Here is a 22,601-nt window from a genome sequence, read left to right on the forward strand (position 1 = left end):
AAGCGCCGCCGATGCCCCGGCCCATTGAAGGAGTGCGGCAGCCGGCCCGGTCCTAATTACCCGCCAAGCCCGCCGCCCGGCCCGCCGCTTCCGTACACTCCCCCCATGCGCTACGTTTCCCTCGACCTCGAAACCTCCGGCTCGAACCCCGCCCGCCACCAAATCCTGGAACTGGCTGCCGTGGTGGAAGACAGTCGCCACCCGCTGCCGCTCAATGAGTTGCCGGCCTTTCGGCGGGTGGTGCGCCACCCGGAGTACGCGGGCACCGCCGGAGCCATTGCCCTCAACGCCCGCCTGTTCGAGGAACTGGCCCAAAAAGAGCCCAACCCCGAGCTGTGTACGCCTGCCGAGCTGCTACCGCAATTGCGCGAGTTTCTGCTACGACACGGCTTCCGGCCCGATAAGCACGACTGTGTTTCGGTGACCATGGCCGGCAAAAACATCGGGGTTTTCGACCTCGGCTTTCTGCGGGAGCTGCCCGGCTGGGGCACCCTCGTGCGTGCCGAGCCCGCCATGCTCGACCCGGCCGCCTTCTACCTCAACTGGCGTAAAGACTCGCGCCTGCCCAGCATGAGCATCTGCAAGGCGCGGGCGGGGCTGGAGCGCGAAGTAGCCCACGAAGCCCTGGCCGATGCCCTCGACGTGGTGCGCCTGCTCCGGCCCTTCTACGAACTGCCGGTTTACAAGCAGGTGCCGATTTTCGAAGTCGGACTGCCCGAAACGCCCGAAGAGGCTTAGAGCAGTTTGCATAACGCTGTACAGTAGCGCGAACTTGGAAGCCGCTCTAAATGCGCTGCAAGCCCTTGAAAAAGGCTTCCTGGTACGACTTGCCAATGGGCACGAAGTGGCCGCCGCTCAGGTTGGCCGTGTTGTCCTCGATGGACTCGATGTGCTGGGTATTGAGCAAGTAGCTGCGATGCACCCGCATAAAATTCGGGAACGTCCCCAGCCGGGTTTCCAGCGCCTTGAGCGTGGTGTACACAATGTACTTGTGTTTGGGCGTCACGATGTTGACGTAATCCGACAGGGCTTCCACGTACAGCACGTCATCGAAATTGATACGCACCATGCGGCTGTTCACCTTCACAAACAGGTCGGCGCTGGTGGGAGCCTCGGGCGCGGCGGCGGCGACCGCCGGAACCCGGCGCGAAGCCACGCGCTGCACGGCCTGCGTGAAGCGGGCAAAGTCAAACGGTTTCACCAGGTAGTCGGTCACGCGCAGCTCGAACGCATCGACGGCAAAATCCTGCCGGGCAGTGGTAATGATGACCTCGGGCGGGTCGGAGAGCACCCGCAGCAGCTCCAGGCCGCTGAGGTGCGGCATCTCAATATCCAGAAACAGCACGTCGACTTTGTGGCCTTCGCGGAAAAACGTGAGCCCGGCGATGCCATCGGCCAACGAGGCCACCAGCTTCAGATTGGGCGTGAGCTCGACGTAATGCTCCAGCGTGAGGCGGTTGATTTCGTCGTCGTCGATAATAGCGCAGGTCATCATAGAAGAAGCAGAGAAAAGAGCGTGAATCAGGATATTGGGCTGGGATATCAAATTCTTCGCCGATATAAAGTAACCACTCAGGGGGCAAAACACGGCAATCACCCGAAAGTATAAGCTACTGAAAACAGTGCGGGTTAGTTTTGAAAACTATAAAACGCAATAAATAAAGCCGCTATGTGAATAGCCGCTTCAGCTTTCTGGTTATGAATTGGACGCGTACGCTTGGATTGATTTTGATGGGATGGGTGAGCGTTGCCGGAGCCCGGGCGGCCGGCCACCCCAAGCCGCTCACCATGGCGCAGGCCGAAGCCCGCAATGAAGCACCCGCCCCGGGCTTCTCCGGACAGCTGTACGAAGCCCGGCGCGTCAGTAGATTTCTTGCCGATGCCTTGGTGCTCAATAATGCCCAACAGCATGCCGTGCAGGCCTATACTGCCGCCAAATTTCAGGCCCTGTCCTTGGCCGTGACCGCCGCCGACACCGCCGAAGCCCGGCACCAGTACCGGCAAGCCGTGCGGCGCGTGCTGGCTCCCAGCCAGCGCGACGCCTACGCCGGCCTCTGCCAGCACCTGATGGATACCCTGCTGCCACTCGACGGCTACGGGCTGGCTTTGCGTTAAAAGCCTGGCAATGAAGCCGCAGGGCTAATGACGGGCGGCCATTTCCTGCTGCACCAGGGCCTGCACTGCCGGCTGGTCGTAGTCGGCCTCGGCCTGAATGTGGGGCATGAGGCGGGCCATGATGGCATCCTGGCGCTGGCCGGCGGCCCAGGCCTCGGCGTAGGGCGTATCGGAGAAGGTGACCTGCGAGTACAGCGGCACCCACTGACCAGGAAACTGGCCCGAGATTTTCGCCTCAATCTTCTTCTGGAGCAGAAAGCCGGGGTCGGCCACGCGGTCGCGCATTTCCACGAAGTTGTAGAGGGCCAGGTTGGCCATGGCGTCGTTGTTGGGCTTGCGCTCGGCCTGAAACTCGGCAAAAATGGTGTCCCAGGCCGAGTCGCCGTACCGGTCAAACAGCGCGTTGAGCACCGTGCAGTCCTCGAAGCCGGAGTTCATGCCCTGGCCGTAGAAGGGCACAATGGCGTGCGCCGCATCGCCGAGCAGTAGCACGTCGTCGTCGTACTTCCACGGGAAACACTTGATGGTGAGCAATGAGCCCGTGGGATGCGCAAAGAACTCCTCCGTGAGGGACGGCATGAGCGGCACGGCATCGGGAAATACGCGGTCGAAAAAGGCCGTGACATCGGCCGGCGTTTGCAGGGCGGCGAAGCTCTCGGGGCCTTCGTAGGGAAAAAACAGCGTGGCGTTGAAGGAGCCGTCGAAGTTGGGCAGCGCAATCATAAGGTACTGCCCGCGCGGCCAGATGTGGAGCGCGTTTTTCTCCAGCTGCCACGCGCCGCCCGGCCCGGCCGCAATGGTGAGCTCCTTGTAGCCGTAGTCGAGAAAATCCTGCGAGTAGTCGAACCGGTCGGTGCGCTGCAAGGCACTGCGCACCGCCGAGAAGGCCCCGTCGGTGCCAAACAGGCGGGTATAGGGCTCGTTGCGCTCCTGCTGGGTTTCGGTGTCGCGCAGGCGCAGCTCTTTGGCTTTGAGGTCGATGCCGAGGCACTGCTGGCCAAAATTGAACGTCACGCCCGTCTGGGCCTCGGCCAGGTCGAGGAGGCGGCGGTTGAGATGGCCCCGGTTCACGGAGTAGATGGCCTGCCCGTCGTGCCCATAGGGCTGGCGGGTGAGGTTGCCGTGTACGTCGTGCATCACGCGGCCGCTCATCGGAATGCCGACGTGGCGGATGTCGTTGGCCACGCCCACGCCGCCCAGGGCCTTCCAGCCCCGGTCCGACAGGGCCAGGTTGATGGAGCGGCCCTCCTGGAAGCCGGCCCGGCGCGGGTCGCCCCGCCGCTCAAATACTTCCACCGCGTGCCCGCGGCGGGCCAGGTACAGCGACAACAGGGAGCCCACCAGCCCGGCTCCCATTACGGTAAGGCGTTCGGTGGTGGGGTGAGCGGGGGCAGGGGTGGCCATAGGGGGAGTGCTTAAATATGGGTGGGTAGGAAGCAACGGCGAAGCTACTACGGCTGGTGCGGTTGGCCGGGCGAGCGCAAAAAACCCACCGGGCTATCAATTGTATTCATCGCCTAAAGTTTATGATTGGTCGTAAAATCTGCGCGGCAGGCAACCGTTGTCGGACCTTTGACGAACTAGAACTAAAACAACTTTTGCTATGACACATTTTCGATTTCGGTACAAGCGAACAGGATACATGCGGTGGCGCTGTCGCACGGCCCGGGTGCGGACTGCGGTGTTGCCCCTGGCAACCGGTGCCCGGCATGCGCCCAGCCTGGCGGCGTGGCGGCGGACGCAGCCGGTGGTGATGCCGCCGATTCCCATCAGCCTCATGCTGCAAGTCGGCCGCTATCTGGTAGGAGCCGAGGGCGACCCGCAGCTAAGCGGCCATCCCGATATCAGGTACTAACTGATTATTAATCAAGCTAAATAACTCGACTATTAAAACAATAAAATAAGCGAATGCTGCGCATGGTTTCGGGAAAAAGTAGTAGGTTTGCATACTATTTTCAAATATTCCCAAATAATGCAGCAACGTTACTTCTTTCTTATGCTGTGCCTGATGCTATCGCTGAGCAGCTGGGCCCAGGTCCCTCAAACCATCAGCGGCACCGTGCAAACGGAGGCCGGAATGCCCCTACCCGGGGCCACTATTTTCTTCAAAGGCACCTACAACGGCGGTAGTACCAACGAGGAAGGTCAGTTTCAGATAAAAGCGGACTTTTCCAAGGGGCCACAGGTTTTGTCCATCTCGTTTGTGGGCTATGAAACGCAGATGATTACCCTGGCCCAGCCTGACAACGCGCTGGTGGTAACGCTGCGGCCCAGCGCCGTGCTCGACCAGGTGGTGGTGGCGGCCTCCCGCGTGGAGGAAAGCATCGGCCAGGTGCCGGTGACGGTGGAAAAGCTCCGCCAGCGCCAGGTGGAGCAGATTACCACGCCCGATTTGGTGGCCGGCCTCGGCCGCTTCAAAGGCATTGACGTGAGCAGCTCCAGCTTGCTCACCACCAGCTTCAGTACGCGGGGCTTCAACTCCTCGCGCTCGGAGCGCGTCATCCAGCTCTCGGACTACATGGATACGCAGGTACCCAGCCTGAGCAGCTACTTCGGCAACCTGCTGGGCGCGCCGGTGTTGGATGTGGCCAGCGTGGAAATTGTGCATGGCCCGGCCTCGGCCCTCTACGGGGCCAACGCCTTCAACGGCGTGCTGCTCACCAACTCGAAAGACCCCTTCAAAGCCCCCGGCCTGACCGTGCGCCTGCGCGGCGGCAACCGCGACCTGCTGGATGGCCAGCTTCGCTACGCCACCAAAATCGGCGACCGCGTGGCGTTCAAAATATCGGGCGGGGCCACAGTAGCCACCGATTTCCTGGCCACTAATCAGGACGCGACTTCGACGCTGATTGAGCGGGCCAATAACCCAGCCGGCTCCAACCTAGGCTACGACGCGGTGAGCCGCTACGGCGACGTGGGCACTACCTTTTCCAGTAGTCCAACCACCCCCGGTGCCATTTACGCCGGCCCACTGCTGGCCAACAAAACCGTGTTTCTGCCCGGCTTCAGCGAAGGCGACCTGGTGGCCGGCGACAACAAAACGCATTCCTACAAAGTAGCGCCCAGCCTGGCGGTGCTGCTCACCAACAGCATTAAGGCCACGATAGACTATAAATACACCAACGCCACCACTTCCTACCAGAGCGCCAGCCGCTACCGGTTCGTGGACGGCGGAGCCCATCAGGGGCGCGTGCAGTTGGAGGGCCGCAACTGGTTTGTGCGCGGGTTCACCACGCATGACTTCTCGGGCAAGAGCGATGCGCAACAGGATGGCTCCTACAATCTGGGTTTTCTGGGGGCTTTCCTGCAAGCGCAGCAGGCCATTGCGGTCGATGCTAACGGCAATGCCCGGTACGATGCCAGCGGTGCCCCCATCCTGCAGGTTGATGCCACCGGCCGCCCCGTGAGCTACGGTGCCCGGTACATCAGCACTTACGCCAGCCGCTACAACACGGCTTACACCACCAACGGTCAAAACGCCGACCTGGCGGCCCAGACGGCCCGCCAGGAGGCCGGTAAGTACGCGCCGCTGCTGCAACCCGGCAGCAAGGAATTTAACGATGCCCGCAATAAGATTATTCACGACCCGACGCCGGGCCAGGGGGCGCGGCTGTTCATCCGCTCCATCCTCAACGAGGGCAGCGGACAGTACACCTACAATAATAACATTGCCGACCTGACCGTGGGAGCGGCCTACCGACAGTACCTGCTGGGCTCGGATGGCAGCCTGTTTGAGGACACCAAGGGCGGCGACCGCATCAAAAACTACGAGTACGGAGCCTATGCCCAGGCCACCAAAACACTGCTCGACAGCCACCTGAAGCTAGCTGCTGCTGGCCGCGTCGACCAGTTTCAGAACTTTGGCGCGGCATTTTCGCCCCGGGCTTCGGTGGTGTACTCGCCGGGGGCCGATAAGCTCCAGAACTTCCGCGCCAGCTTCAGCCGCGCCTTCCGGGCTCCTACGCAGAACGACCAGTACATCAAGCTAGACGTGGGCCGCGCCTTCCTGCTGGGCAACGTTCGCAACGGTTTCGACGGCTACACGCTGGACGTGCTCAAGGGCGCGTCGCCGGCCGATGCCGCTAACCTGTACCACGCCGACAAGCTGCGCCTCGAAGAAGTGAACAGCTACGAAGTAGGCTACCGCGCCGAGCTGTTCAAGAAGCTGTATATCGACGTGGACTACTTCTACAGCACGTACAACAACTTCATTGCCACCCAGAACTTTGTGGGCCGTCTCGACGGCACGCGCCCCGCGCCAGTCGAGCTGGCTACCACCAACGCGCCCGGCAGCAACGTGCGCATCATTCAGATTGCGGCTAACGTGGACCAGCGCGTGCAGAGCCAAGGTGCCGGCATCACGCTGAGTTACGCCTTTGCTCCCGGCCTCACCCTGAACGGCAACTACAGCTACAACGAGCTCATCACGAAGGACTTTAAGGCCGGCACGCAGTCGTTCTTCAACACGCCGAAGAACAAGTTCAACCTCGGCATCGATGGCCAACTGCTGAACCGCGCCCTGAGCTACAATGTGAACTACCGCTGGGTCGACACCTTCCTGTACGAGTCCACCTTTGCCACCGGCACCGTGCCCACGGCCCAGACCGTGGATGCGCAGCTCGGCTACACCCTCAAGGCCCTGCACACCACGCTGCAGGCCGGCGTCACCAACCTCTTCGACACCGGCAACCTGCAGGTGTACGGCGCGCCCAGCTACGGCCGCATCGGCTACTTCGGGCTGCTGTTCGACATCAAGTAGAAAAAACCTTGCGGACCGAAAGCCCCAACCAGAAACTGGTTGGGGCTTTTTTGCGGGTCCCGAATAATGGGCGGCGGCTACTGTGGCGCTTAACGGCCATGCTGGTACGCTCCTTGCGAATGGCCGGCTGCCGCAGCCTCAAGCAGCTGAATACGGTTGAGTTAACCAGCGCCTCTCACCGCTATTATCCGCCCTGTTTATGCCTCGTTCCGCTACTTCCCGCCGCCCCGCTCAGCCGCCCGCTGTGTCGCTCGATTCGCTCTTCGCCGCCGAGGAACCTCCCGCTGCCGCCCGGCCCGGCGGTGCCAAAGTCATTCAGCTCATTACCACCCCGGTTTTTCGGATGAGCGGCTACGAAGTGGGCGACGGCTACTGCCCCCGTCTGCACGGCCACCCGGATATCCGCTACTAGCCCGCTACTAGCCCGCTGCTCCCGCCACCCACCGAAACGTGAGGTTGAGGCGCGGGCCGATGGGCCGGGTGGTTTTGGGCAACGCGTGCTGCCAGTGCTGCTGGGTGGGGCCGCGCATCAGGAGCAGGCTGCCGCTGGGCAGGTCGAGGCCGAAGGGCGCGTGGGCCAGTCCGGCGCGGGCGCGCAGCCGGAAGCGCCGGGTGGCCCCCAAGCTGAGCGAGGCAATGACCGGCGCAGGACCCAATTCCGGCTCATCGTCGGCGTGCCAGCCCATGCTGTCGCGGCCGTCGCGGTACAGATTCAGCAGCACGCTGTTGAATGGGGTGCCGGCGGCGGCTTCGAGGCGCTGGCGCAGCGCCAGCAGGGTGGGCAGCCAGGGGCGCGGCTCCCAGGTCAGGCCCGAATAGGTGTAGCGGGCCTCCGCATCGCCGTACCATGCGGTGAGGCGCGGCTGCGGAATTTCCTGCCCAAAAATGCGGATGGCCCGCTGCTCCCAGGCCACTGCGGCGGTGAGCTGCGTGCGTAGCGCCGCCGCCTCGGCCGCCGGCAGAAAAGCGGGGTCGAACGACAGCTCGGCCTGGGGCAGGAGCAACGGGGAGAGAGCCATAAGAAACGCCCGTAACGTATAGCCCCGCCTTCAAGACGCGGCCGTCGATTGGTTCGAATTTTACTGTTTTGGCATCATGCGCTCAAACTCCTGCTGCACCTCCTTGGGCTGCTGCTTCAGCATATAGGACTGGAAGCGTTGCGCGCCGTAGGCCAGGGCGAAGCACACCAGCAGCGGCGGCAGCCAGCTGCGGTTGCGGTAAACCGGCTGCCCCACGTAGCGCGGCCAGAACCACAGCACGTAAGCCAGAATAGCGGGCAGGTTGAATAGCGGCCCATACCACGGGCTCAGGCCAAAGCGGGGCAGTGCCCAGCTCAGGGCCAGCACGCCGGCCAGCAGGTAGGCCCCGACGAAAAACACCAGGGCCAGCAAAGCCCGCTTGCGGCCCAGCCGCCACAGGTTGAGGCCCAGCAGCACGCCGCCCGCCAGCAGCGTGAACGGGATGGAAAACAGCACAATGGTGACCGGCGAATACAGCGTGGGGGCGGCTTCGTCGGGTTCCGGGGCCGCGAGGGTTTCGGCCGGCAGCTCCCGGCGGCGGTCGGCCTCGGCGGCTTCGTCGAGGGTGCGCTGGGTGGCGGCCCCGGCTTCGAGGGCGGGGCGCAGGGCGGCTTCTTCGGGGGCGGGCTGGTCCCGGCGGCGCAGCTCATCGAGGGCGGCCAGCACGGCGGCCTCGCGGTACTGGACATGGCCGGTCACGTATTCGCGCAGGGCCGCGTCGGTCTTGAGCAGCATCTTGGCGGCGTAATCTTCCATTTTTTCTAGTTAAGAGTTATTAGTTAAAAGTTAGGAGTTGGAAATCGGAGTTGTTGAGTGAAAACGGGGCTTGGCATTCATCGGTAGCAAGGCGGTTCTAACTCATAACTCCTAACTCTTAACTGAAGAAGCGCGCCAGCGCTTCGCCCACCCGCTCCACGTCCTCAAACGAATTATAGAGCGGCACGGGTGCCAGGCGGATGACATTGGGCTCGCGCCAGTCGGCGATGATGCCCTGCGCGGCCAGGAAATCGAACAGCTCGCGCCCGCGCTCATGCACCAGCACCGAGAGCTGGCAGCCGCGCTGGGCCGGGTCAGCGGGCGTGATGATTTCGAGCTTGTTGGCGGGCAGGCCCAGGCCGTGAATGAGGCTTTCGAGGCGGGCGGTGAGCTGCTCACTCTTGCGGCGCAACGCGGCCATGCCGCCGGCCCGGTCCACGATGTCGAGGCTGGCGCGGTGGATGGCCATCGGGAAAATCTGGGCGTTGGAGAGCTGCCAGCCGGCCGCGCCGGGCATGGGCCGGAAGCCTTTCTTCATCTGGAAGCGCACCGAGGCATCGTGGCCCCACCAGCCGGCCAGCCGCACGAGGTCGGGCCGGTTGGCAAACCGCTCATGCACAAACACGCCAGAGGTGCCGCCGGGGCCGGAGTTCAGGTACTTATAAGTACACCAGCAGGCAAAGTCCACGTCCCAGTCGTGCAGGCGCAGGTTGAGGTTGCCGGCGGCGTGGGCCAGGTCGAAGCCCACGTAGGCCCCCACGGCATGGCCCGCCCGGGCAATGGCGGCCATATCGAAGGCCTGCCCGGTGTAGTAGTTCACCCCGCCGATGAGGACGGTGGCCAGGGAGGCGCCCAGCTCCGCAATTTTGGCCTCGATGTCCACCGTGCGTAGGGTGTGCTCGCCGGGGCGCGGCACCAGCTCCACAATGGCGGCATGGGGGTCGAGGCCGTGCAGGCGGGCCTGGCTTTCGATGGCGTACTGGTCCGACGGGAACGCGCCACCCTCCATCAGAATCTTGTAGCGCGTGGCCGTGGGGCGGTAAAACGTGACCAGCAGCAGGTGCAGGTTCACGGTCAGGTTGTTCATCACCACCACTTCCAGGGGCCGCGCACCCACCAGCCGGGCCGTGGCCTCGGTGAGGGTGTCGTGGAAATTCATCCAGAACGAAGGAGCCTGAAAATGGCCTTCCACGCCCAGTCGCTCCCAGGTTTCAAACTCCTGCTCGGCGGCGGCGCGGGCAGCCTTGGGCATCAGGCCCAGCGAGTTGCCGCAGAAGTAGGCGCAGGGCCGGCCATCGGGGCCGGGCGGCAGGTGAAACTCCGGGCGGAAAGCGGCCAGCGGGTCGGTCGCGTCGAGGTGGGCGGTGTGGGCGTGAAGCATACAGGATTGTATCGAAGCTAGTTTACCCAAACCCCATTCAGGAAGAGGTTCAGGATGAAGCAGAGCATGAACAGGTTAAGGAAATACATGCCCGTGGCTATTTCCCGGTACCAGCGGCAGCGGTCAGGGCGCACCAGCCAGTAGTAGGCCAGGTACAGGCCAAGCAGGCCAAAAAACCACAGCGCTTCGCCGGGCGCAAAATTGACCAGCTGCCCCGGCAGGCCCGCCAGCCCGCCCACCACCACCAGGGCCACCCCCAGCACGGACAGTACGCGGGCCGTAGACCATTCGGCCTGCCAGGCCCAGGCCAGCAGTGCGCCCCAAAACGGCGTGGCAAACAGGTAGCGGCTTAGACCGACCAAATCGCCGCCCTGATAAAAAACGATGAAGAACCCGGCCCCGGCCGTGTAGCCCAGCGCAAACAGCACGGCCTTGGAGGGCGCGGTGGTTGGCTGGCCGGATAAGCGCTGGCGCAGCCAGCGCACCCCCAGCACTGCGCAGCTCACCAGGGCCACCATGCTCACCAGCAGCGCCAGGGCATCGAGCCAAAACATGGGCACCCCTGCCGAAGAGTACAGAAAATCGGTGGGAACCACGAACTTATGCCCCCACAGGTCATGCACTTTGTAGAACGCCAGGGCATCGCCGCCTTCGCGCAGCTGCAGCATCATGACCGCGCCGATGCTGGCGGCAATGGCCAGCAGCCCCGTGACCCAATTCAGCAGCAAGCGCCGGCCCGAGTTGGTGCTGCCCCAGGCCAGGAGTTCGGCAAACAAATAAGCCGGCACAAACAACGTGCCCGCCGAGCGCGTGAGGCAGCAGCCCAGCAGCCCCACCAGCGTCAACGCCAGGCGGTTGCGATGCAGGCCGCTGACCAGGATTGCCCCGAAAAAGAAGAAAAACCCCTCGGTGTAAGGCACCAGCGTGAACATGAGCAGCGGGGCCGAAGCCACCAGCAGCGTTTGCCGCCCGCTGAAGGCGAAGGCGCGGGCCAGGATGTATATGCCAATGGCGGCCACCGAGGTACTGAGCAAAGCCGATTGCAGCAGGTCGAGATGGGCATAGCGCCAGATGAGCGGCACCAGCGGGAAAAAGGCATTGTAGCCGCGCGTTGGGTCGGCATAGCCAATGTCTTTAACCGTCAGCAAGTCAGCTACATCCCAGGCACGCAGGGTGTCGTTGGTGGGTAGCTTGGTGATGAAGCCGAAGCAGTACAGGGCCGAGTAGAGGGCCGTGAGCAGGCCCGCGTGCAGGAGCAGGGCCGCCAGCGGTGGGTTGTTGTGCAGGCGGCCGGCCAGCCACTGCCCGGCGCGCCGCAGGGGGGCCAGCCGGCTGGAAAAGGAATAGCTATTCACTCGAAATAAAGGCAGTTACGGTGCGGGTTAACGAATTTTCTCAAGCCGGATGTCGTCCACATACAGGTTGTCGCGCACGGGGCTGGACTGCCAGATGTAGATGATGACTTCATCTTCGGGGGCCAGCGTCTTGGGGAGGGTGATGTCGCGCACGGCCGGTTCCCATTGCTGGTAGCGGCGCACAATCTGGCCCAGCGGCAGCGATTCCCACACAAGCTGCTCGTTGCCCCGGCGCACCAGAAGCACCAGGGCCACTTTCAGGCCGGGGTGAGGTAGCCAGGCCCAGGAGCGGAGCCGCACGCGGCGCGGCTCGCCGATGCCCGCGAAGGTAGTTTTGAAGAGGGGCGTATATTCTGTGTTAGCTGCAACCAGGCAGGAATATTGGCCTGAGTGCGCCTGGGCAGTGCTGAGCCAGGCCGGCTCGTTGGGAATCCAACCGCCAAGCGAATCAAAATCCTGAAGCACCGGCACGGCCTCAGGGGCCGGGCGGCACCCGCTGGCGGCGCTCAGGGCCAGCAGCAGGCCCAGGGCAAAACGTGCGGGCCGGTGATTGGGCAGTAAAGACCTAATCCGTTGGTAAAAAACAGTCATGGTAGCGTGAAATGGGGCGCTAAGGTAAGGACGGAACGGGGCGGCCCTAGGTATGAGGGCCCGGCGGGGTGCCGCGGAAGTAGGAGCAATAGCCGGGGCGGCGGGCCGGCCCGCCGCCCCAATTAAGGGGAACACTGCCCGGCACCCAGGCAGGGGCCAGCGCTCCGAGGGCAGCAGAAAGAAACGGCGAAAAAATTAAGACAATCGTCGAAAGCAGAGGCAAAAAATCCGCTATTCGGACTGCTGCGAAACTGAGGACGGGCCAAATAACTCGCGCGGGCCATACTGTAGCCGGCGCTGGGTGTTGGCCGACAGCGAAAACAAGGCGAACATCCCGCCCCCGTACAGCAGCAGGCCCACTACCCACTGCCGCGCCGGGTAGCGGCGCAGCCCCGCCAACGATACCCCGAAGACCGCCGCCGCGCTCAGCAGCAGGTGCAGCGGCAGCAGAAACCGGCACTCCATGGCTGTTGGCAGCGTGGCCAGGCAGGGCAGCAGCAGCCCGGCTGCCACCGCTGCCGCCCGGCCATGCTGCCGCCAGCTCCCGCGCCCGGCCCGAAGCGCCAGTACGGCAATGCCGGCCAGCAGCACGGTGTAGTTCAGCGCGGCCAGCTTCCAGGTAGGCACGTACACCGCCTGCACGTACGGCTCGGGGTACTGCACGTCCAGCCCGTTGAATAAATGGCCCAGCCATACCCGCAAAATGCCCAGTGGCTCGTGGGCAGCAAGGTCCAGGTACTGGCCATAAGAAGTGAACGCGGTCAGGCCGGTAGCATTCCATATTTCCTGCCCACGGGGGTCGGTAAAAATCAGTTGGGGAATAGGGTAATCGTGGCTGATACTTGTTTCGTACTTCCGACAGTTCAGACCCCATCCGAGCTGCACCAAGTACAGGCTGGGGGCCTTGGGCAGCGTGGTGAGCACCAGCGGACTGCTTACTCCAAAATGCGCCCGGTTGATGACAGCCTGGGGCCAGCATACGACCGCCAGCCCGGCCACAAATGCCAGGCCCCGCACGAAGGCCCACCCCGTGCGGGCTGCCCCGGCCAGCTGTCCGGTGCGGGGCCACAGCCCCAGCAGGCCCACCAGCGGCACGGCCGCCACATATACCGGCCGAAAATTGGCTGCCGCCGCCACCAACACCCCCGCCACTAGACTGCGCCCCACCGAGCGCCCTCCCGCCACGGCCCATAGGCTGGCAGCCAGGGCCAGCAGGGCCGGAAAATCGGTGAGCGGGTAGTTAAAATAGTCGTGCCATATCGCAAACCCTACCACCCCAAATACCAGCCGGCGGCCCAGCGGCACCGGCCCGGCCGCCGCCTGCGTGGCCCGCCACAGCCCCGGCCCTACCACCCCAAACAGGAGGGCGGCCATGGCCGCTCCCACCGGCCGGAATACCTCCATCGGAGGCAGCGCCTCGGGCTGCGCCAGCCGAAACAGTGGGGTGAGGAGCAAGGGGAAAAGGTAGCCCCGCAGCAGGTCGTCGAAGCCCAGGAAATAGAAATCGCCCCGCGTATAGTACTTGCCGGCCAGCCGCCAATAGTCAGCGGCATCGTAAGGAAACTCCATCGCCCACTGCCCCGTCAGGTACAGGTAAAAGCTGGCGAACAGCACCAAGGCGGCACACAGGGCGGGGTGGGCCGCAACCCAGCGCTGGAGGTGCCGGCCTGCGCGAACCAGGGCGGCGAACAAGGGGTAGTCAGGCATTAACGTTTGTCGCAAATTCAAGTTATTTATAATCAGTTGTTTGTAATACTAACGCTTTCGCAATGAGACTGTTAAATCAGCAGCGGGTAGCGGTGATGGTGCGACTAGAAAGCCCGGTACGGGAGATGCCCTTGCTTCACTAACCCAAGCCGAAACCAAAATGCTCCCGCGCCAGCCCCAGCCAGTCCAAGGCATTCTGCCCCAGCATCTGCTGCTTTATCGTGTCCGAAAACGGCATGGATTTAATCAATTGTCCCGGCTCCAGCTCGCCCAGCGGAAACGGGTAGTCGGTGCCGAGGGTGATTTTATCGGCCCCCAGCGTTTTCACCAGGTACTCCAGCATCAGCGGGTCGTGTACCAGGGAGTCGACCCAGAACTTGCCCAGGTACTTGCGCGGGTTGTGGGGGTTGTCTATGGCGCACAAATCCGGCCGCACCTGCCAGCCGTGCTCGATGCGCCCGATGGTGCTGGCGAACGAGCCGCCGCCGTGGGCCACGGCCACGCGCAGGTTGGGCAGGCGCTCCAGCACCCCGCCGAATATCAGCGAGCACAGGGCTAGGGTGCTTTCGGCGGGCATCCCTACTAGCCAGGGCAGCCAGTACTTGGGCATTTTCTGCTGGGCCATCATGTCCCAGGGATGCACAAACACGCAGGCCCCCAGCTCCTCGGCCGCGGCAAATATTTCGAAAAGCTCCGGCGCGTCGAGGTTCCAGTCGTTGACGTGGGAGCCAATCTGCACACCGGCCAGGCCAATTTTCATGCAGCGCTCCAGCTCCCGGATGGCCAGGGCCGGGGCTTGCATCGGGATGGTGCCCAGGCCCACGAAGCGGGTGGGGTAGCGCCGCACCACGTCGGCAATGTGGTCGTTGAGCAACTGGCTGAGGTCCAGGCAGTCCAGCGGCTGGGCCCAGTAGCTGAACATCACGGGCACCGTGCTTAGCACCTGCACCTGCACGCCAAACTGGTCGTACTCACGCATTCGCACCTGTGGGTCCCAGCAATTGTCCTGCACTTCGCGGAAGAACTTGTCGTCCTGCATCATGCGGGCGCAGCAGGGCTTGTGGTGGTCGAGCCGGATGAAGCCGCCGTAGCCATACCGCTCGTGCAGGTCGGGCCAGCGCTCGGGCAGAATGTGGGTGTGAATATCGATTGACAGCAAAGCGCGGGTGGAGATGGGGTTCTACTATTATTCGGCCGCTGGGGCAACCGGCGCGGGCGCTTCTATGTAGGTGCCGCAGTTTTTGCAGGTCCGCAGGTCGTCATTGGCCCAAAAGGCATTCATGATGGGCGGCAGCTGGGCTACGATGTCGGTGATGAGGGCAAATTCCTCGTGCAGCTTGTGGCCGCAGTTTTCGCAGTACCACTGGAAGCCGTCCAGCTCCTCGGTGGTGCGGTAGCGCTCCAGCACCAGGCCCACGGTGCCCGCCGGGCGGCGCGGCGAGTGCGGCACATTGGGCGGCAGCAGAAACATCTCGCCCGGCCCAATGGTGATATCTACCGGCTTCCCGTCCTCGATGATTTTGACGGTCATCGTGCCCTCCATTTGCCAGAACAGCTCCTCGCCGGCATCTACGTGGTAGTCTTTGCGGGCATTGGGGCCGCCCACCACCATCACAATGAAGTCCTGGTTGTCCTTGAAAACCTGCTGGTTGCCCACCGGGGGCTTCAGCAAATGGCGGTGTTCATCAATCCACTGCTGGATGTTGAAGGGGCGGGCGACAGGCATGGGAGCGGCTGAAAAGTGAGGAAAAGGGGCAACGCACGGGCCGGCGGGGCTACGCCACCCATTCGTGGCGTAAAAAACGAAATAATAAAACCAATAGCAGCGCCGCCCCGCCCGCCACCGTGGGCAGCAGGGCGTAGCGGCGCACGCGCGGGTGGCAATGGGCATTGGCCAGCCACAGCAGCACCGCGCCACTCACCAGCGTGAAGCCCAGCAAGGTACGGATGTGACCATAGGCCGCGAACAGGCCCAGCCAGGTCAGCTCCATCAGGCCAAACAACGCCAGCAGCTGCCGGGTAGAAAGGCGCGGCCGGCCGGTGAGTTCCGCCAGCAGCAGCAGGAAATAAGGCGTCGCGTACACGTAGCGGCTCAGGCTCACCAGCTCGCCGCCCTTGGTGGCCAGGGTGATGAGCGTGATGCCTGCCACGTAGGCCAGCGAAAACAAGGCGGGCCGGTCGGCGGCGGGCAGGGGCTGCCGCCAGTGCCGGTAGGCCAGCCCCACCAGGCCGGCCGCGCAGCCCAGCCCGATGAGCAGGGCCGGGGCCTCGTAGCGCGTGGGAAACGACCCGCCCCAATTGGACAAGGGCAGCGCCGGCCAACGCAACTGATTGTTCCACAAACGCTGGGCCGCGAAAAACACAAACCACCGCCCCGTGTACCAGTAATGCACCCCCACGCTGAGGCCCAGCCCCAGCAGCGTGGCCGCCGCTGCCGCCGCCGTGCGGCCCAAGGCCCGGTCCCGGCTTTCGGGGGCCAGCCACTCGGTCGCCAGCACGGCGGGCAGCAGCACAAACGCCGCCGAGCGGCTCACGCAGCTCAGCAGCAGGCCCAGAAAATACAGCCCCAGGATATTGCGCCGCAGGCCCACCAGCACCAGCGCGCCGCTAACAAAAAAAACGGCCTCACTGTACGGCAGCGCCATGAACACGAGCGACGGTACCGCCAGCAGCAGCGCCTGCTGCCGCCCCGACCACGCAAACTGCCACGCCAGCCCGGCAAACCCAACGGCGAAAAGCCCGAGGTTGATAACGCCCATAGCAATGGGCGGCACCGCCAGCCACCGCCACAAAAAGGGAAACAGCGGAAAGAAAGCCGTCCGCTGCACGTCGTAGCCGTGGTCCCGGATGTAGCGGTAATGCTCAACGTCCCAGCGGCTGAAAGTGGCCTGGGTGAGCTCGCCCGCCGCCGGAAAGAACTGGCTCACCAGCACGGCGGCCACGCTCAGCAGCGCGCACCAGGCCAGGGTGCGGCCCAGGCATTGGCCAAAAGCAAGCCCGGCGGGACGACTCTCGGCGGCCACGGCAGGCGTTAAAACGGAAAGGGAAGCAAACATGGGGAGGTAGCGAGAAGCTTGGCGCACGGGAGCAGCGCCACGCCGGTTGGCCAACGCCGAAATTGCTTTGCGCAAGGGCCGGAATTAAGGGGCAATTTCGCACTTTTGCAGCCAAGTTTTCCCGCTGCCTGGCCCAGCCCCCCTGGGCCGCTTCCCAATCCTGTTCACTTCTGTCTTTTCGCGCATGAATTTTCCGCTCGCTTCCCGTCGCGCCCTAGTGGGCGGCTCCACCCAAGGCATTGGCCGTGCCGTGGCCCAGCTGCTGGCCGAGCAAGGCTGCGCCGTGACGCTGCTGGCCCGCAACGAAGCCCGCCTGCGCGAAGTAGCCGCCGCCCTGCCCACGCCCGCCGAGGCCCGGCACAATTACCTGGTGGCCGATTTCGACGACCCCAGCCAACTCGACACCGTGGTGCAGGGTTACTTGGCCCAGCACCCCGAGGGCTTCCACATTTTGGTGAACAACACCGGCGGCCCGGCCGGCGGCCCGCTGCTGGAGGCCCCGGTCGAGGCCCTGCGCATTGCCTTCAACCAGCACGTCATCTGCAACCAGCTGCTGGCCCAGGCCGTGGTGCCGGGCATGCGGGCGGCCGGCTACGGGCGCATCATCAACATTATCAGCACCTCCGTGAAGATTCCGCTGGCGGGTCTGGGCGTCAGCAACACCATTCGCGGAGCGGTGGCGAGCTGGGCCAAAACCCTGGCCAATGAGCTGGGGCCGGCCGGCATCACCGTCAACAACGTGCTGCCCGGGGCCACGCTCACCCAGCGCCACACCTCCCTCATCGAGAAGAAAGTGGCCCAGACCGGCCAGTCCGCCGAAGCCATCGAGGCCGATATGCTGAAAACCATTCCGGCCCGCCGCTTCGGCCACGCCGAAGAAGTGGCCGCCGCCGTGGCCTTTCTGGCCTCGCCCGCCGCCGGCTACATCAGCGGCGCCAGCGTGCCCGTGGACGGCGGCCGCACGGGCAGCCTGTAAATGCTGACTTTGCGGCGCGAGCCGAGGAAATAACGGGTGGCCGCCTACAGTCCGGCGGCCACCGGCTCCGCCTCGAGCGGCTGCCGCAGGCCCACCGTAATGAGCACCATAAATACCGACATGAACAGCCCCAGCGTAGCCAGGTAAGGGTAAGGAACCTGCAAAAAAGCGTAAAAAGTAGCCAGGTAAAGCTTCAGAATGGCGACCAGAAACACGCGGTAATCGGTCCGGCGGGTGCGCTGGCGCACGTAGACCACGGCGGCCCCCGCCACCACGGTCAGCAGCAGCGCCACATGCACGGTTTTGAGCAGCCCAATCTTCTCATAAAGTGAGCCGGGGGCGTAGGTATAGAAGAACGATGCCAGGCCCAGGCCGTTGAACGGATGAAGCGGAACGCCCAGCGAATCAACGTGTTTCCATTCGAATACGGCCGCGTCAGTGTACGAACGCTGCACTTCCATAAACAGGCCCCAATTGTGCGACAGGTAGGGTACGATGTACAACGCCACCACGCACACCAGCACCGTGCCGGCCACCAGCAGGGCATTCTTCTTTGAGTCGTAGAAGAACATCAGCCCCAGGTACAACGGCACCCAAAACACCAGGGAGTAGCGTGACAGCACGCACAGCAGCAGCGCCAGCGCCTGCAACGGCCAGAACCGCAGCAGGATACCCACCACCAGTAGCGTGTAGTAACCCAGTATCATGTACTCGACGGTGATGCCCACGTAGGCCCACTGCGTGGTAACCAAGGCATAGAAAACCACGAATGGCAGCGCGGCCAATGCCAGCGTCTGGGGCCAGGGCTGGCGCAGCCGCCACACCAGATAATCGTAGAGCAGCACGCCCAGCAGAAAGATACCCCAGGCCACCAAGCGGTAATCGAACCCCAGCCGCTCGGCCAGGATGAAGGGAAACCACATGGCCGGCAGGTACGTGGGCAGCTCGAAGTAGCCCAACTCCCACGTCAGGGGCGTGTAAATTTCGGAGCCGTTCAGCCAGCGCCGGGCGTAGGCCTGCAGGGCCGGAATAATATCGGCAAATTCGAGGATGGGGCGGTAGCTCCATATTTCGCGCTTCACCAGGTTCGTATTGTACCAGCCGCCCGCTATGGCCCCGGCGGCCAACGCCAAAAGGCGCTGCCACGCCGCCGGCCCCCACGTCGCAATGGGCCAGCTGGGCAGCGGCGGGGCCAGCTCCCACCTGCGGCCGCGCGCAAATGCCAGCGTGCTCAGCACCAGACCAATGGCCAGCAGGTACAGAATGACCGGACTGGCATAAGGCCCGAAACAATTGCGCTGCCAGTTAAAAAGCACAAGCTCGGCCACAAACAAGGCGTAGACCACATACTGGAGGCCGTTGCGGGATGAACTCGGGGAGGAGGAGCTAATCATTACACGTCGTTGCGGAAGCACAAAGAGCCCAACGGCTCCCTGGCCCGGCTAAGGGCCAGAAACTAGGTGAAATAAAAAACACAACACCGGGCCATGTTAGCAATAAGGCGGCCGATGGGCCACGATTCACTAAAAATGGCCCGGTGTTGCGCGGGAGGTGGTGCGACTAGGGGCGCAGAATCTGCACGTCGTCCAGGTAGGCAATGTTCGGCGCACCGCCGCTCCACATGTACACGTAAAGCTTGAAGTTGGGGCCGGCGTTGGCGGGCAGCGTGAGCGTCTTCTCCACTTCTACCCACTCGTTACGCTTTTTTACCGCCTTGTCGAGGGGCATGGGTTCCCACATGGCCATTTTGCCATCGGTGCTAGCCGGGTCCATGAGCTGGGTTATGATGGCGGCGGTCACGTTGCCGGCGGGTACGTACACCCAGGCTTTCACCTGCACCTGGGTGAGGCGGGTGGGGCTAATCTTGCCCAGCGTGCCGATAAAGCCATTGCTATAGTCAATGCCCGGGCCTACCCGCATGGAATAGGAACCGGAGTGGGCCTTTTCTTTGGTCAGGGATGGCAGAACCATATCGCCGGTCCAGCCTTCTAATTGGTCAAAATCATTGCCGGTCAGATAATTAGCCGGCCGGCTGCTGTTTTTGTCGCCGCAACCAGCTAGGGTAGCTGCTGTTAGCAGAAGCAAAGTATATTTTTTCATAAAAAAAATTGAAAACAAACGCTTTTGTAGCACTGCAAAGGTATGGCAGAATGCGGGATAGCTGAATGATTTGGCCGACTGAATAATGGTTGGATTGTACTTTAGGGGCCAATTTAATTTTTCCCTCTTCCGTGTCGATTCCCTCATCCGCAGTTACTGCCCCTACCACAGCAGCGCCAGCGGCAGCCGTGCCCTATTTTCAGGCCCTCGATATTGTCCGTTTTGTGGCGGCGTTGCTCATTCTCATCACCCACAGCTACGAGCACTGGACCGACGTGCCGCAGGTAGCGGCCACCATGGTCGACTGGGGCGGGCAGCCCGCGTGGTGGGCCACCAAGCTCAAGGTATTCGTGGGTAGTTTCAACATCGGGGTCGACATCTTTTTTCTGATGAGCGGGTTCCTGATTACCTACCTGCTGCTGGCCGAAAAGCAGCGCTACGCCCGCATCGACATCAAAAGCTTCTACATGCGCCGGGTGCTGCGCATCTGGCCGCTCTACTACTTCTGCGTGGCCATGGCCCCGGTGCTCTCGCACTTCGCCGGCGAGCCGGCGGCCAACATGCCGGCCCACTTGCTCTTTCTGGGCAACTTCGACCTGATGAAGCACGGCTGGGGCTCTACGGCCGTCAACCATCTGTGGTCCATCTGCATCGAGGAGCATTTCTACCTGGTGTGGCCGCTGCTCATTGCCTTTGTGCCCCGGCACAAGCTCACCACCGCTTTCGGGGCCGTTATTCTCCTCAGTTTTCTGACGCGGCTGTACTACTTCTACTTCGTGCCGGACGCGTACATGAGCCTGTACCTGAACACCTTGTGCCGGTGGGATGCCCTGGCCATCGGGGCCTTGTTTGCCTATGCCTACTTCTACGGCTACCAGCTGCCGCGCGTGCCGGCCGCCATGCGCTGGATGCTCTACGGCGCGGCGCTGCTGGTTTTCGCCAACGATGCGTACGGCAACTGGGACAACGTCTTTCTGCTTTCGTTCAAGAAATATGTCTTCCTGGGAGTCATCGCCTTTTTCATTGGCAACGTGCTTTTCAACCCCGGCTCGGCGGTGCAATGGCGGGGGCGCACCATCTTCCACTACTTCGGCAAGATTTCCTACGGCATCTACATGTTTCACGGCTTCGTGATTTTCGCGTTGGTGCGGGTCTTTCCCATGTTTCACACCCCGCTCTTCATCCTGTGGGTGATGCTGGCCACGCTACTGGTGTCCGCCGCCTCCTACGAGTTGGTGGAAAAGCCCATTCTGCGCCTGAAAAAATACTTCGATGCCTTCCGCCAGCAGCGCGCGCAGGTAGCGCCGCCGGCTCCGGTGGCGGTAGCCGAGCCAGTTAGCGTTCCAGGGTAAAGCCGGGCTCTGCGGGCGCGGCCAGCCATTCCGGCGTAAACACGGTGTCGTCGGGCCGGCCCAACTGGTACACCGTTTGATGCACTTGCCGGGAGCCGGCCTGCAAGCGCAGGGAGTAGGCCCCCGGCGGCAGGGTGGGCCAAGCCAGCTCCCAGGCGGGGGCCGGTGGCTGCTGGCCGCTACGCACTGGCTGGCCGCACAGGTCGTAGAGCGTCCAACTGAGCGCCGAGCGGCCACTGTCGGGCGAGGCCACCCAGTGGCGCGGCGAGTCGGTGTCGTTGAAGGCAACCAGCGGAGCCCGCCAATGGCCCTTCACCGGCAGCGGCAGCGAGGCGAAGTCGCGGGGGTTCAGGTTGCGGTACAGCTCTAGCCGGGGCCGCTGGCCGGGCGTGTCCGGCCAGCGCCAGCGCATCTCGGGGGCCTCAGCCCCCAGCACCGCCGCCGTGGTGCGTGGGAATTGCAGGACGCCCGGGGCCGGAGCCACCGGGGCCACCGGCGGGCGGGCCACGGTGTTGCGCGGCTGCTTGTACACCCGGATGTAATCAATATCGAGGGCGGCGGCCGAGTCCTGCGCCCAGGAGCTCATGCCCAGATTGGCAATCACATTGAGGGGGCAGCCCAGCGGCAGCAGCCGGGTTTCGTGCCTGATGGCCACGCCATCGAAATAATACACCAGCTCCTGGGCCTGCCAGCTCACGGCGTAGGTATGCAGATTAGCAGTTAGTCGGGATGGCCCCGGCCAATAGAACAGGCTTTGTGAAGCTTCATTAGCCAAACCGGGTTTCCCGAGGCGCCAAAAGCTATGGCTCCAGAGCACAACGTTGTTGGAAATGAGCTCTGGGGGGGAGCCTGCTTCAAAAACGTCCACTTCATCGGGGTTGCCATAGAGCCAGAAGGAAGAAAAGGAAGCCACCGCCTGGGGCAGCCGGCAGCGAATTTCGAACAAACCGTAGATGAAGTCCGGCCGGTCGCCATCGCCGTCTACCAGCCTTAACGAGTCGTTGCCCGAGCGGCTGAAGAGCATGCCCGAATCGTAGGGCAGCAGCCGGGGCGTGCTGCCGCCGATGCTGTAGCTTCGGGGGGCCGGGCGGTGGCGCGCCCGCAAGTGCAGTAGCCCGGCCGAATCGACGGCGACCTGCTCGCCGGTGTAGTACTGGCCTTCGGTACCGCCCAGGTTGCGCCCCCAAGGGTAGGCAAACTGCCAGTGCCCGGCCACCACGCTGCTGTCGCCGGGGGTGTTAAACTCGTCGGCCCAGTACAGTTGCCAGTCGGCATGGCGCAGGGTGTCCGGTTGGGCCTGGGCTTGGGCCGCGCCCCCGGCCAACAGGCAAAGGGCAATACCAAGCCCGCAATATCTCATCATCGTCACGGGAATCTTGCCCAAGCTATTTTGGTCGGGCTTGTGACTCAAATGTACGCCTCAGCCCTGCTTCA

General features: G+C 63.3%; 21 protein-coding genes. 7 read left to right on the top strand and 14 right to left on the bottom strand.

Annotation, left to right across the window (positions count from 1 at the left end; all coding sequences use genetic code 11):
• Positions 1-105: 105 nt before the first annotated feature.
• Positions 106-738 (top strand): 3'-5' exonuclease, encoded by a 633-nt coding sequence (locus ACVWYF_RS07965; RefSeq protein WP_457066387.1) that lies wholly within the window; start codon positions 106-108, stop codon positions 736-738.
• 46 nt (positions 739-784) lie between these two features.
• On the opposite strand, the gene ACVWYF_RS07970 is transcribed toward ACVWYF_RS07965, so the two are convergent.
• Positions 785-1,495, bottom strand: coding sequence for a LytR/AlgR family response regulator transcription factor (locus ACVWYF_RS07970; RefSeq protein ID WP_457066389.1), 711 nt, complete (start codon positions 1,493-1,495; stop codon positions 785-787).
• Between the two features lie 203 nt (positions 1,496-1,698).
• Here ACVWYF_RS07970 and ACVWYF_RS07975 point away from each other — a divergent pair, with 203 nt between their 5' ends.
• Complete coding sequence (locus tag ACVWYF_RS07975; RefSeq protein ID WP_457066391.1) at positions 1,699-2,115, top strand: hypothetical protein; 417 nt, start codon at positions 1,699-1,701, stop codon at positions 2,113-2,115.
• A 24-nt stretch (positions 2,116-2,139) separates the two neighbouring features.
• Here the strand turns inward: ACVWYF_RS07975 and ACVWYF_RS07980 are convergent, their stop codons facing one another.
• Positions 2,140-3,519, bottom strand: coding sequence for an FAD-dependent oxidoreductase (locus ACVWYF_RS07980; protein ID WP_457066393.1), 1,380 nt, complete (start codon positions 3,517-3,519; stop codon positions 2,140-2,142).
• Between the two features lie 238 nt (positions 3,520-3,757).
• Here ACVWYF_RS07980 and ACVWYF_RS07985 point away from each other — a divergent pair, with 238 nt between their 5' ends.
• The 3 genes from ACVWYF_RS07985 to ACVWYF_RS07995 all read left to right on the top strand — a co-directional run bounded on the left by ACVWYF_RS07985 (position 3,758) and on the right by ACVWYF_RS07995 (position 7,286).
• Positions 3,758-3,970 (top strand): hypothetical protein, encoded by a 213-nt coding sequence (locus tag ACVWYF_RS07985; protein WP_457066395.1) that lies wholly within the window; start codon positions 3,758-3,760, stop codon positions 3,968-3,970.
• Between the two features lie 117 nt (positions 3,971-4,087).
• Positions 4,088-6,874, top strand: a complete 2,787-nt coding sequence (locus ACVWYF_RS07990; RefSeq protein ID WP_457066397.1) for a TonB-dependent receptor — start codon at positions 4,088-4,090, stop codon at positions 6,872-6,874.
• Positions 6,875-7,073: 199 nt separating this feature from the next.
• On the top strand, positions 7,074-7,286 hold the full coding sequence (locus ACVWYF_RS07995) for a hypothetical protein (RefSeq protein WP_457066399.1): 213 nt from the start codon (positions 7,074-7,076) through the stop codon (positions 7,284-7,286).
• 7 nt (positions 7,287-7,293) lie between these two features.
• Here ACVWYF_RS07995 and ACVWYF_RS08000 read toward each other — a convergent pair whose 3' ends face one another.
• The 9 genes from ACVWYF_RS08000 to ACVWYF_RS08040 form a co-directional block, all read right to left on the bottom strand.
• Positions 7,294-7,893 (bottom strand): alpha-ketoglutarate-dependent dioxygenase AlkB family protein, encoded by a 600-nt coding sequence (locus ACVWYF_RS08000; protein WP_457066401.1) that lies wholly within the window; start codon positions 7,891-7,893, stop codon positions 7,294-7,296.
• 60 nt (positions 7,894-7,953) lie between these two features.
• On the bottom strand, positions 7,954-8,649 hold the full coding sequence (locus ACVWYF_RS08005; protein ID WP_457066403.1) for a hypothetical protein: 696 nt from the start codon (positions 8,647-8,649) through the stop codon (positions 7,954-7,956).
• A 118-nt stretch (positions 8,650-8,767) separates the two neighbouring features.
• Entirely contained in the window at positions 8,768-10,030 is a 1,263-nt protein-coding gene (gene kynU / locus ACVWYF_RS08010) for a kynureninase (RefSeq protein WP_457066405.1), read from the bottom strand.
• Between the two features lie 17 nt (positions 10,031-10,047).
• Positions 10,048-11,385, bottom strand: coding sequence for a hypothetical protein (locus ACVWYF_RS08015; protein ID WP_457066407.1), 1,338 nt, complete (start codon positions 11,383-11,385; stop codon positions 10,048-10,050).
• 27 nt (positions 11,386-11,412) lie between these two features.
• A complete protein-coding gene (locus tag ACVWYF_RS08020) occupies positions 11,413-11,976 on the bottom strand; it encodes a hypothetical protein (RefSeq protein WP_457066409.1) in 564 nt (187 codons plus the stop codon).
• Positions 11,977-12,207: 231 nt separating this feature from the next.
• Positions 12,208-13,683 carry a hypothetical protein gene (locus ACVWYF_RS08025; RefSeq protein WP_457066411.1) on the bottom strand — a complete coding sequence of 492 codons (1,476 nt, stop codon included), beginning with the start codon at positions 13,681-13,683 and terminating at the stop codon, positions 12,208-12,210.
• Between the two features lie 139 nt (positions 13,684-13,822).
• On the bottom strand, positions 13,823-14,842 hold the full coding sequence (locus ACVWYF_RS08030) for an amidohydrolase family protein (protein ID WP_457066413.1): 1,020 nt from the start codon (positions 14,840-14,842) through the stop codon (positions 13,823-13,825).
• Between the two features lie 27 nt (positions 14,843-14,869).
• Positions 14,870-15,409 (bottom strand): 3-hydroxyanthranilate 3,4-dioxygenase, encoded by a 540-nt coding sequence (locus tag ACVWYF_RS08035; RefSeq protein ID WP_457066415.1) that lies wholly within the window; start codon positions 15,407-15,409, stop codon positions 14,870-14,872.
• A 49-nt stretch (positions 15,410-15,458) separates the two neighbouring features.
• Complete coding sequence (locus tag ACVWYF_RS08040; RefSeq protein WP_457066417.1) at positions 15,459-16,739, bottom strand: hypothetical protein; 1,281 nt, start codon at positions 16,737-16,739, stop codon at positions 15,459-15,461.
• Positions 16,740-16,923: 184 nt separating this feature from the next.
• Between ACVWYF_RS08040 and ACVWYF_RS08045 the strand changes: the two genes are divergently transcribed.
• Positions 16,924-17,715: an SDR family oxidoreductase gene (locus ACVWYF_RS08045; protein ID WP_457066419.1), complete on the top strand. Its 792-nt coding sequence runs from the start codon at positions 16,924-16,926 to the stop codon at positions 17,713-17,715.
• A 44-nt stretch (positions 17,716-17,759) separates the two neighbouring features.
• On the opposite strand, the gene ACVWYF_RS08050 is transcribed toward ACVWYF_RS08045, so the two are convergent.
• Together ACVWYF_RS08050 and ACVWYF_RS08055 are read right to left on the bottom strand one after the other, a co-directional pair.
• The gene (locus tag ACVWYF_RS08050) at positions 17,760-19,109 is read right to left on the bottom strand and encodes a hypothetical protein (RefSeq protein WP_457066421.1); all 1,350 of its coding nucleotides are present in this window, start codon (positions 19,107-19,109) and stop codon (positions 17,760-17,762) included.
• A 166-nt stretch (positions 19,110-19,275) separates the two neighbouring features.
• Positions 19,276-19,815, bottom strand: a complete 540-nt coding sequence (locus ACVWYF_RS08055; RefSeq protein WP_457066422.1) for a carbohydrate binding domain-containing protein — start codon at positions 19,813-19,815, stop codon at positions 19,276-19,278.
• A 131-nt stretch (positions 19,816-19,946) separates the two neighbouring features.
• Here ACVWYF_RS08055 and ACVWYF_RS08060 point away from each other — a divergent pair, with 131 nt between their 5' ends.
• Positions 19,947-21,167 (top strand): acyltransferase family protein, encoded by a 1,221-nt coding sequence (locus ACVWYF_RS08060; protein ID WP_457066424.1) that lies wholly within the window; start codon positions 19,947-19,949, stop codon positions 21,165-21,167.
• Here ACVWYF_RS08060 and ACVWYF_RS08065 read toward each other — a convergent pair.
• Entirely contained in the window at positions 21,151-22,530 is a 1,380-nt protein-coding gene (locus tag ACVWYF_RS08065; protein WP_457066426.1) for a glycoside hydrolase family 16 protein, read from the bottom strand. The two genes, ACVWYF_RS08060 and ACVWYF_RS08065, sit on opposite strands and share 17 nt — an antisense overlap.
• Positions 22,531-22,601: the final 71 nt, after the last annotated feature.

The organism is Hymenobacter sp. UYAg731 (assembly GCF_054061335.1).

Bases quoted from the DNA above. Each gene is read 5' to 3' on its own strand.
- ACVWYF_RS07965 (WP_457066387.1), top strand. From the start codon at position 106: ATGCGCTACGTTTCCCTCGACCTCGAAACCTCCGGCTCGAACCCCGCC.
- ACVWYF_RS07970 (WP_457066389.1), bottom strand. From the start codon at position 1,495: ATGATGACCTGCGCTATTATCGACGACGACGAAATCAACCGCCTCACG.
- ACVWYF_RS07975 (WP_457066391.1), top strand. From the start codon at position 1,699: ATGAATTGGACGCGTACGCTTGGATTGATTTTGATGGGATGGGTGAGC.
- ACVWYF_RS07980 (WP_457066393.1), bottom strand. From the start codon at position 3,519: ATGGCCACCCCTGCCCCCGCTCACCCCACCACCGAACGCCTTACCGTA.
- ACVWYF_RS07985 (WP_457066395.1), top strand. From the start codon at position 3,758: ATGCGGTGGCGCTGTCGCACGGCCCGGGTGCGGACTGCGGTGTTGCCC.
- ACVWYF_RS07990 (WP_457066397.1), top strand. From the start codon at position 4,088: ATGCAGCAACGTTACTTCTTTCTTATGCTGTGCCTGATGCTATCGCTG.
- ACVWYF_RS07995 (WP_457066399.1), top strand. From the start codon at position 7,074: ATGCCTCGTTCCGCTACTTCCCGCCGCCCCGCTCAGCCGCCCGCTGTG.
- ACVWYF_RS08000 (WP_457066401.1), bottom strand. From the start codon at position 7,893: ATGGCTCTCTCCCCGTTGCTCCTGCCCCAGGCCGAGCTGTCGTTCGAC.
- ACVWYF_RS08005 (WP_457066403.1), bottom strand. From the start codon at position 8,649: ATGGAAGATTACGCCGCCAAGATGCTGCTCAAGACCGACGCGGCCCTG.
- kynU (WP_457066405.1), bottom strand. From the start codon at position 10,030: ATGCTTCACGCCCACACCGCCCACCTCGACGCGACCGACCCGCTGGCC.
- ACVWYF_RS08020 (WP_457066409.1), bottom strand. From the start codon at position 11,976: ATGACTGTTTTTTACCAACGGATTAGGTCTTTACTGCCCAATCACCGG.
- ACVWYF_RS08025 (WP_457066411.1), bottom strand. From the start codon at position 13,683: ATGCCTGACTACCCCTTGTTCGCCGCCCTGGTTCGCGCAGGCCGGCAC.
- ACVWYF_RS08035 (WP_457066415.1), bottom strand. From the start codon at position 15,409: ATGCCTGTCGCCCGCCCCTTCAACATCCAGCAGTGGATTGATGAACAC.
- ACVWYF_RS08040 (WP_457066417.1), bottom strand. From the start codon at position 16,739: ATGTTTGCTTCCCTTTCCGTTTTAACGCCTGCCGTGGCCGCCGAGAGT.
- ACVWYF_RS08045 (WP_457066419.1), top strand. From the start codon at position 16,924: ATGAATTTTCCGCTCGCTTCCCGTCGCGCCCTAGTGGGCGGCTCCACC.
- ACVWYF_RS08050 (WP_457066421.1), bottom strand. From the start codon at position 19,109: ATGATTAGCTCCTCCTCCCCGAGTTCATCCCGCAACGGCCTCCAGTAT.
- ACVWYF_RS08055 (WP_457066422.1), bottom strand. From the start codon at position 19,815: ATGAAAAAATATACTTTGCTTCTGCTAACAGCAGCTACCCTAGCTGGT.
- ACVWYF_RS08065 (WP_457066426.1), bottom strand. From the start codon at position 22,530: ATGATGAGATATTGCGGGCTTGGTATTGCCCTTTGCCTGTTGGCCGGG.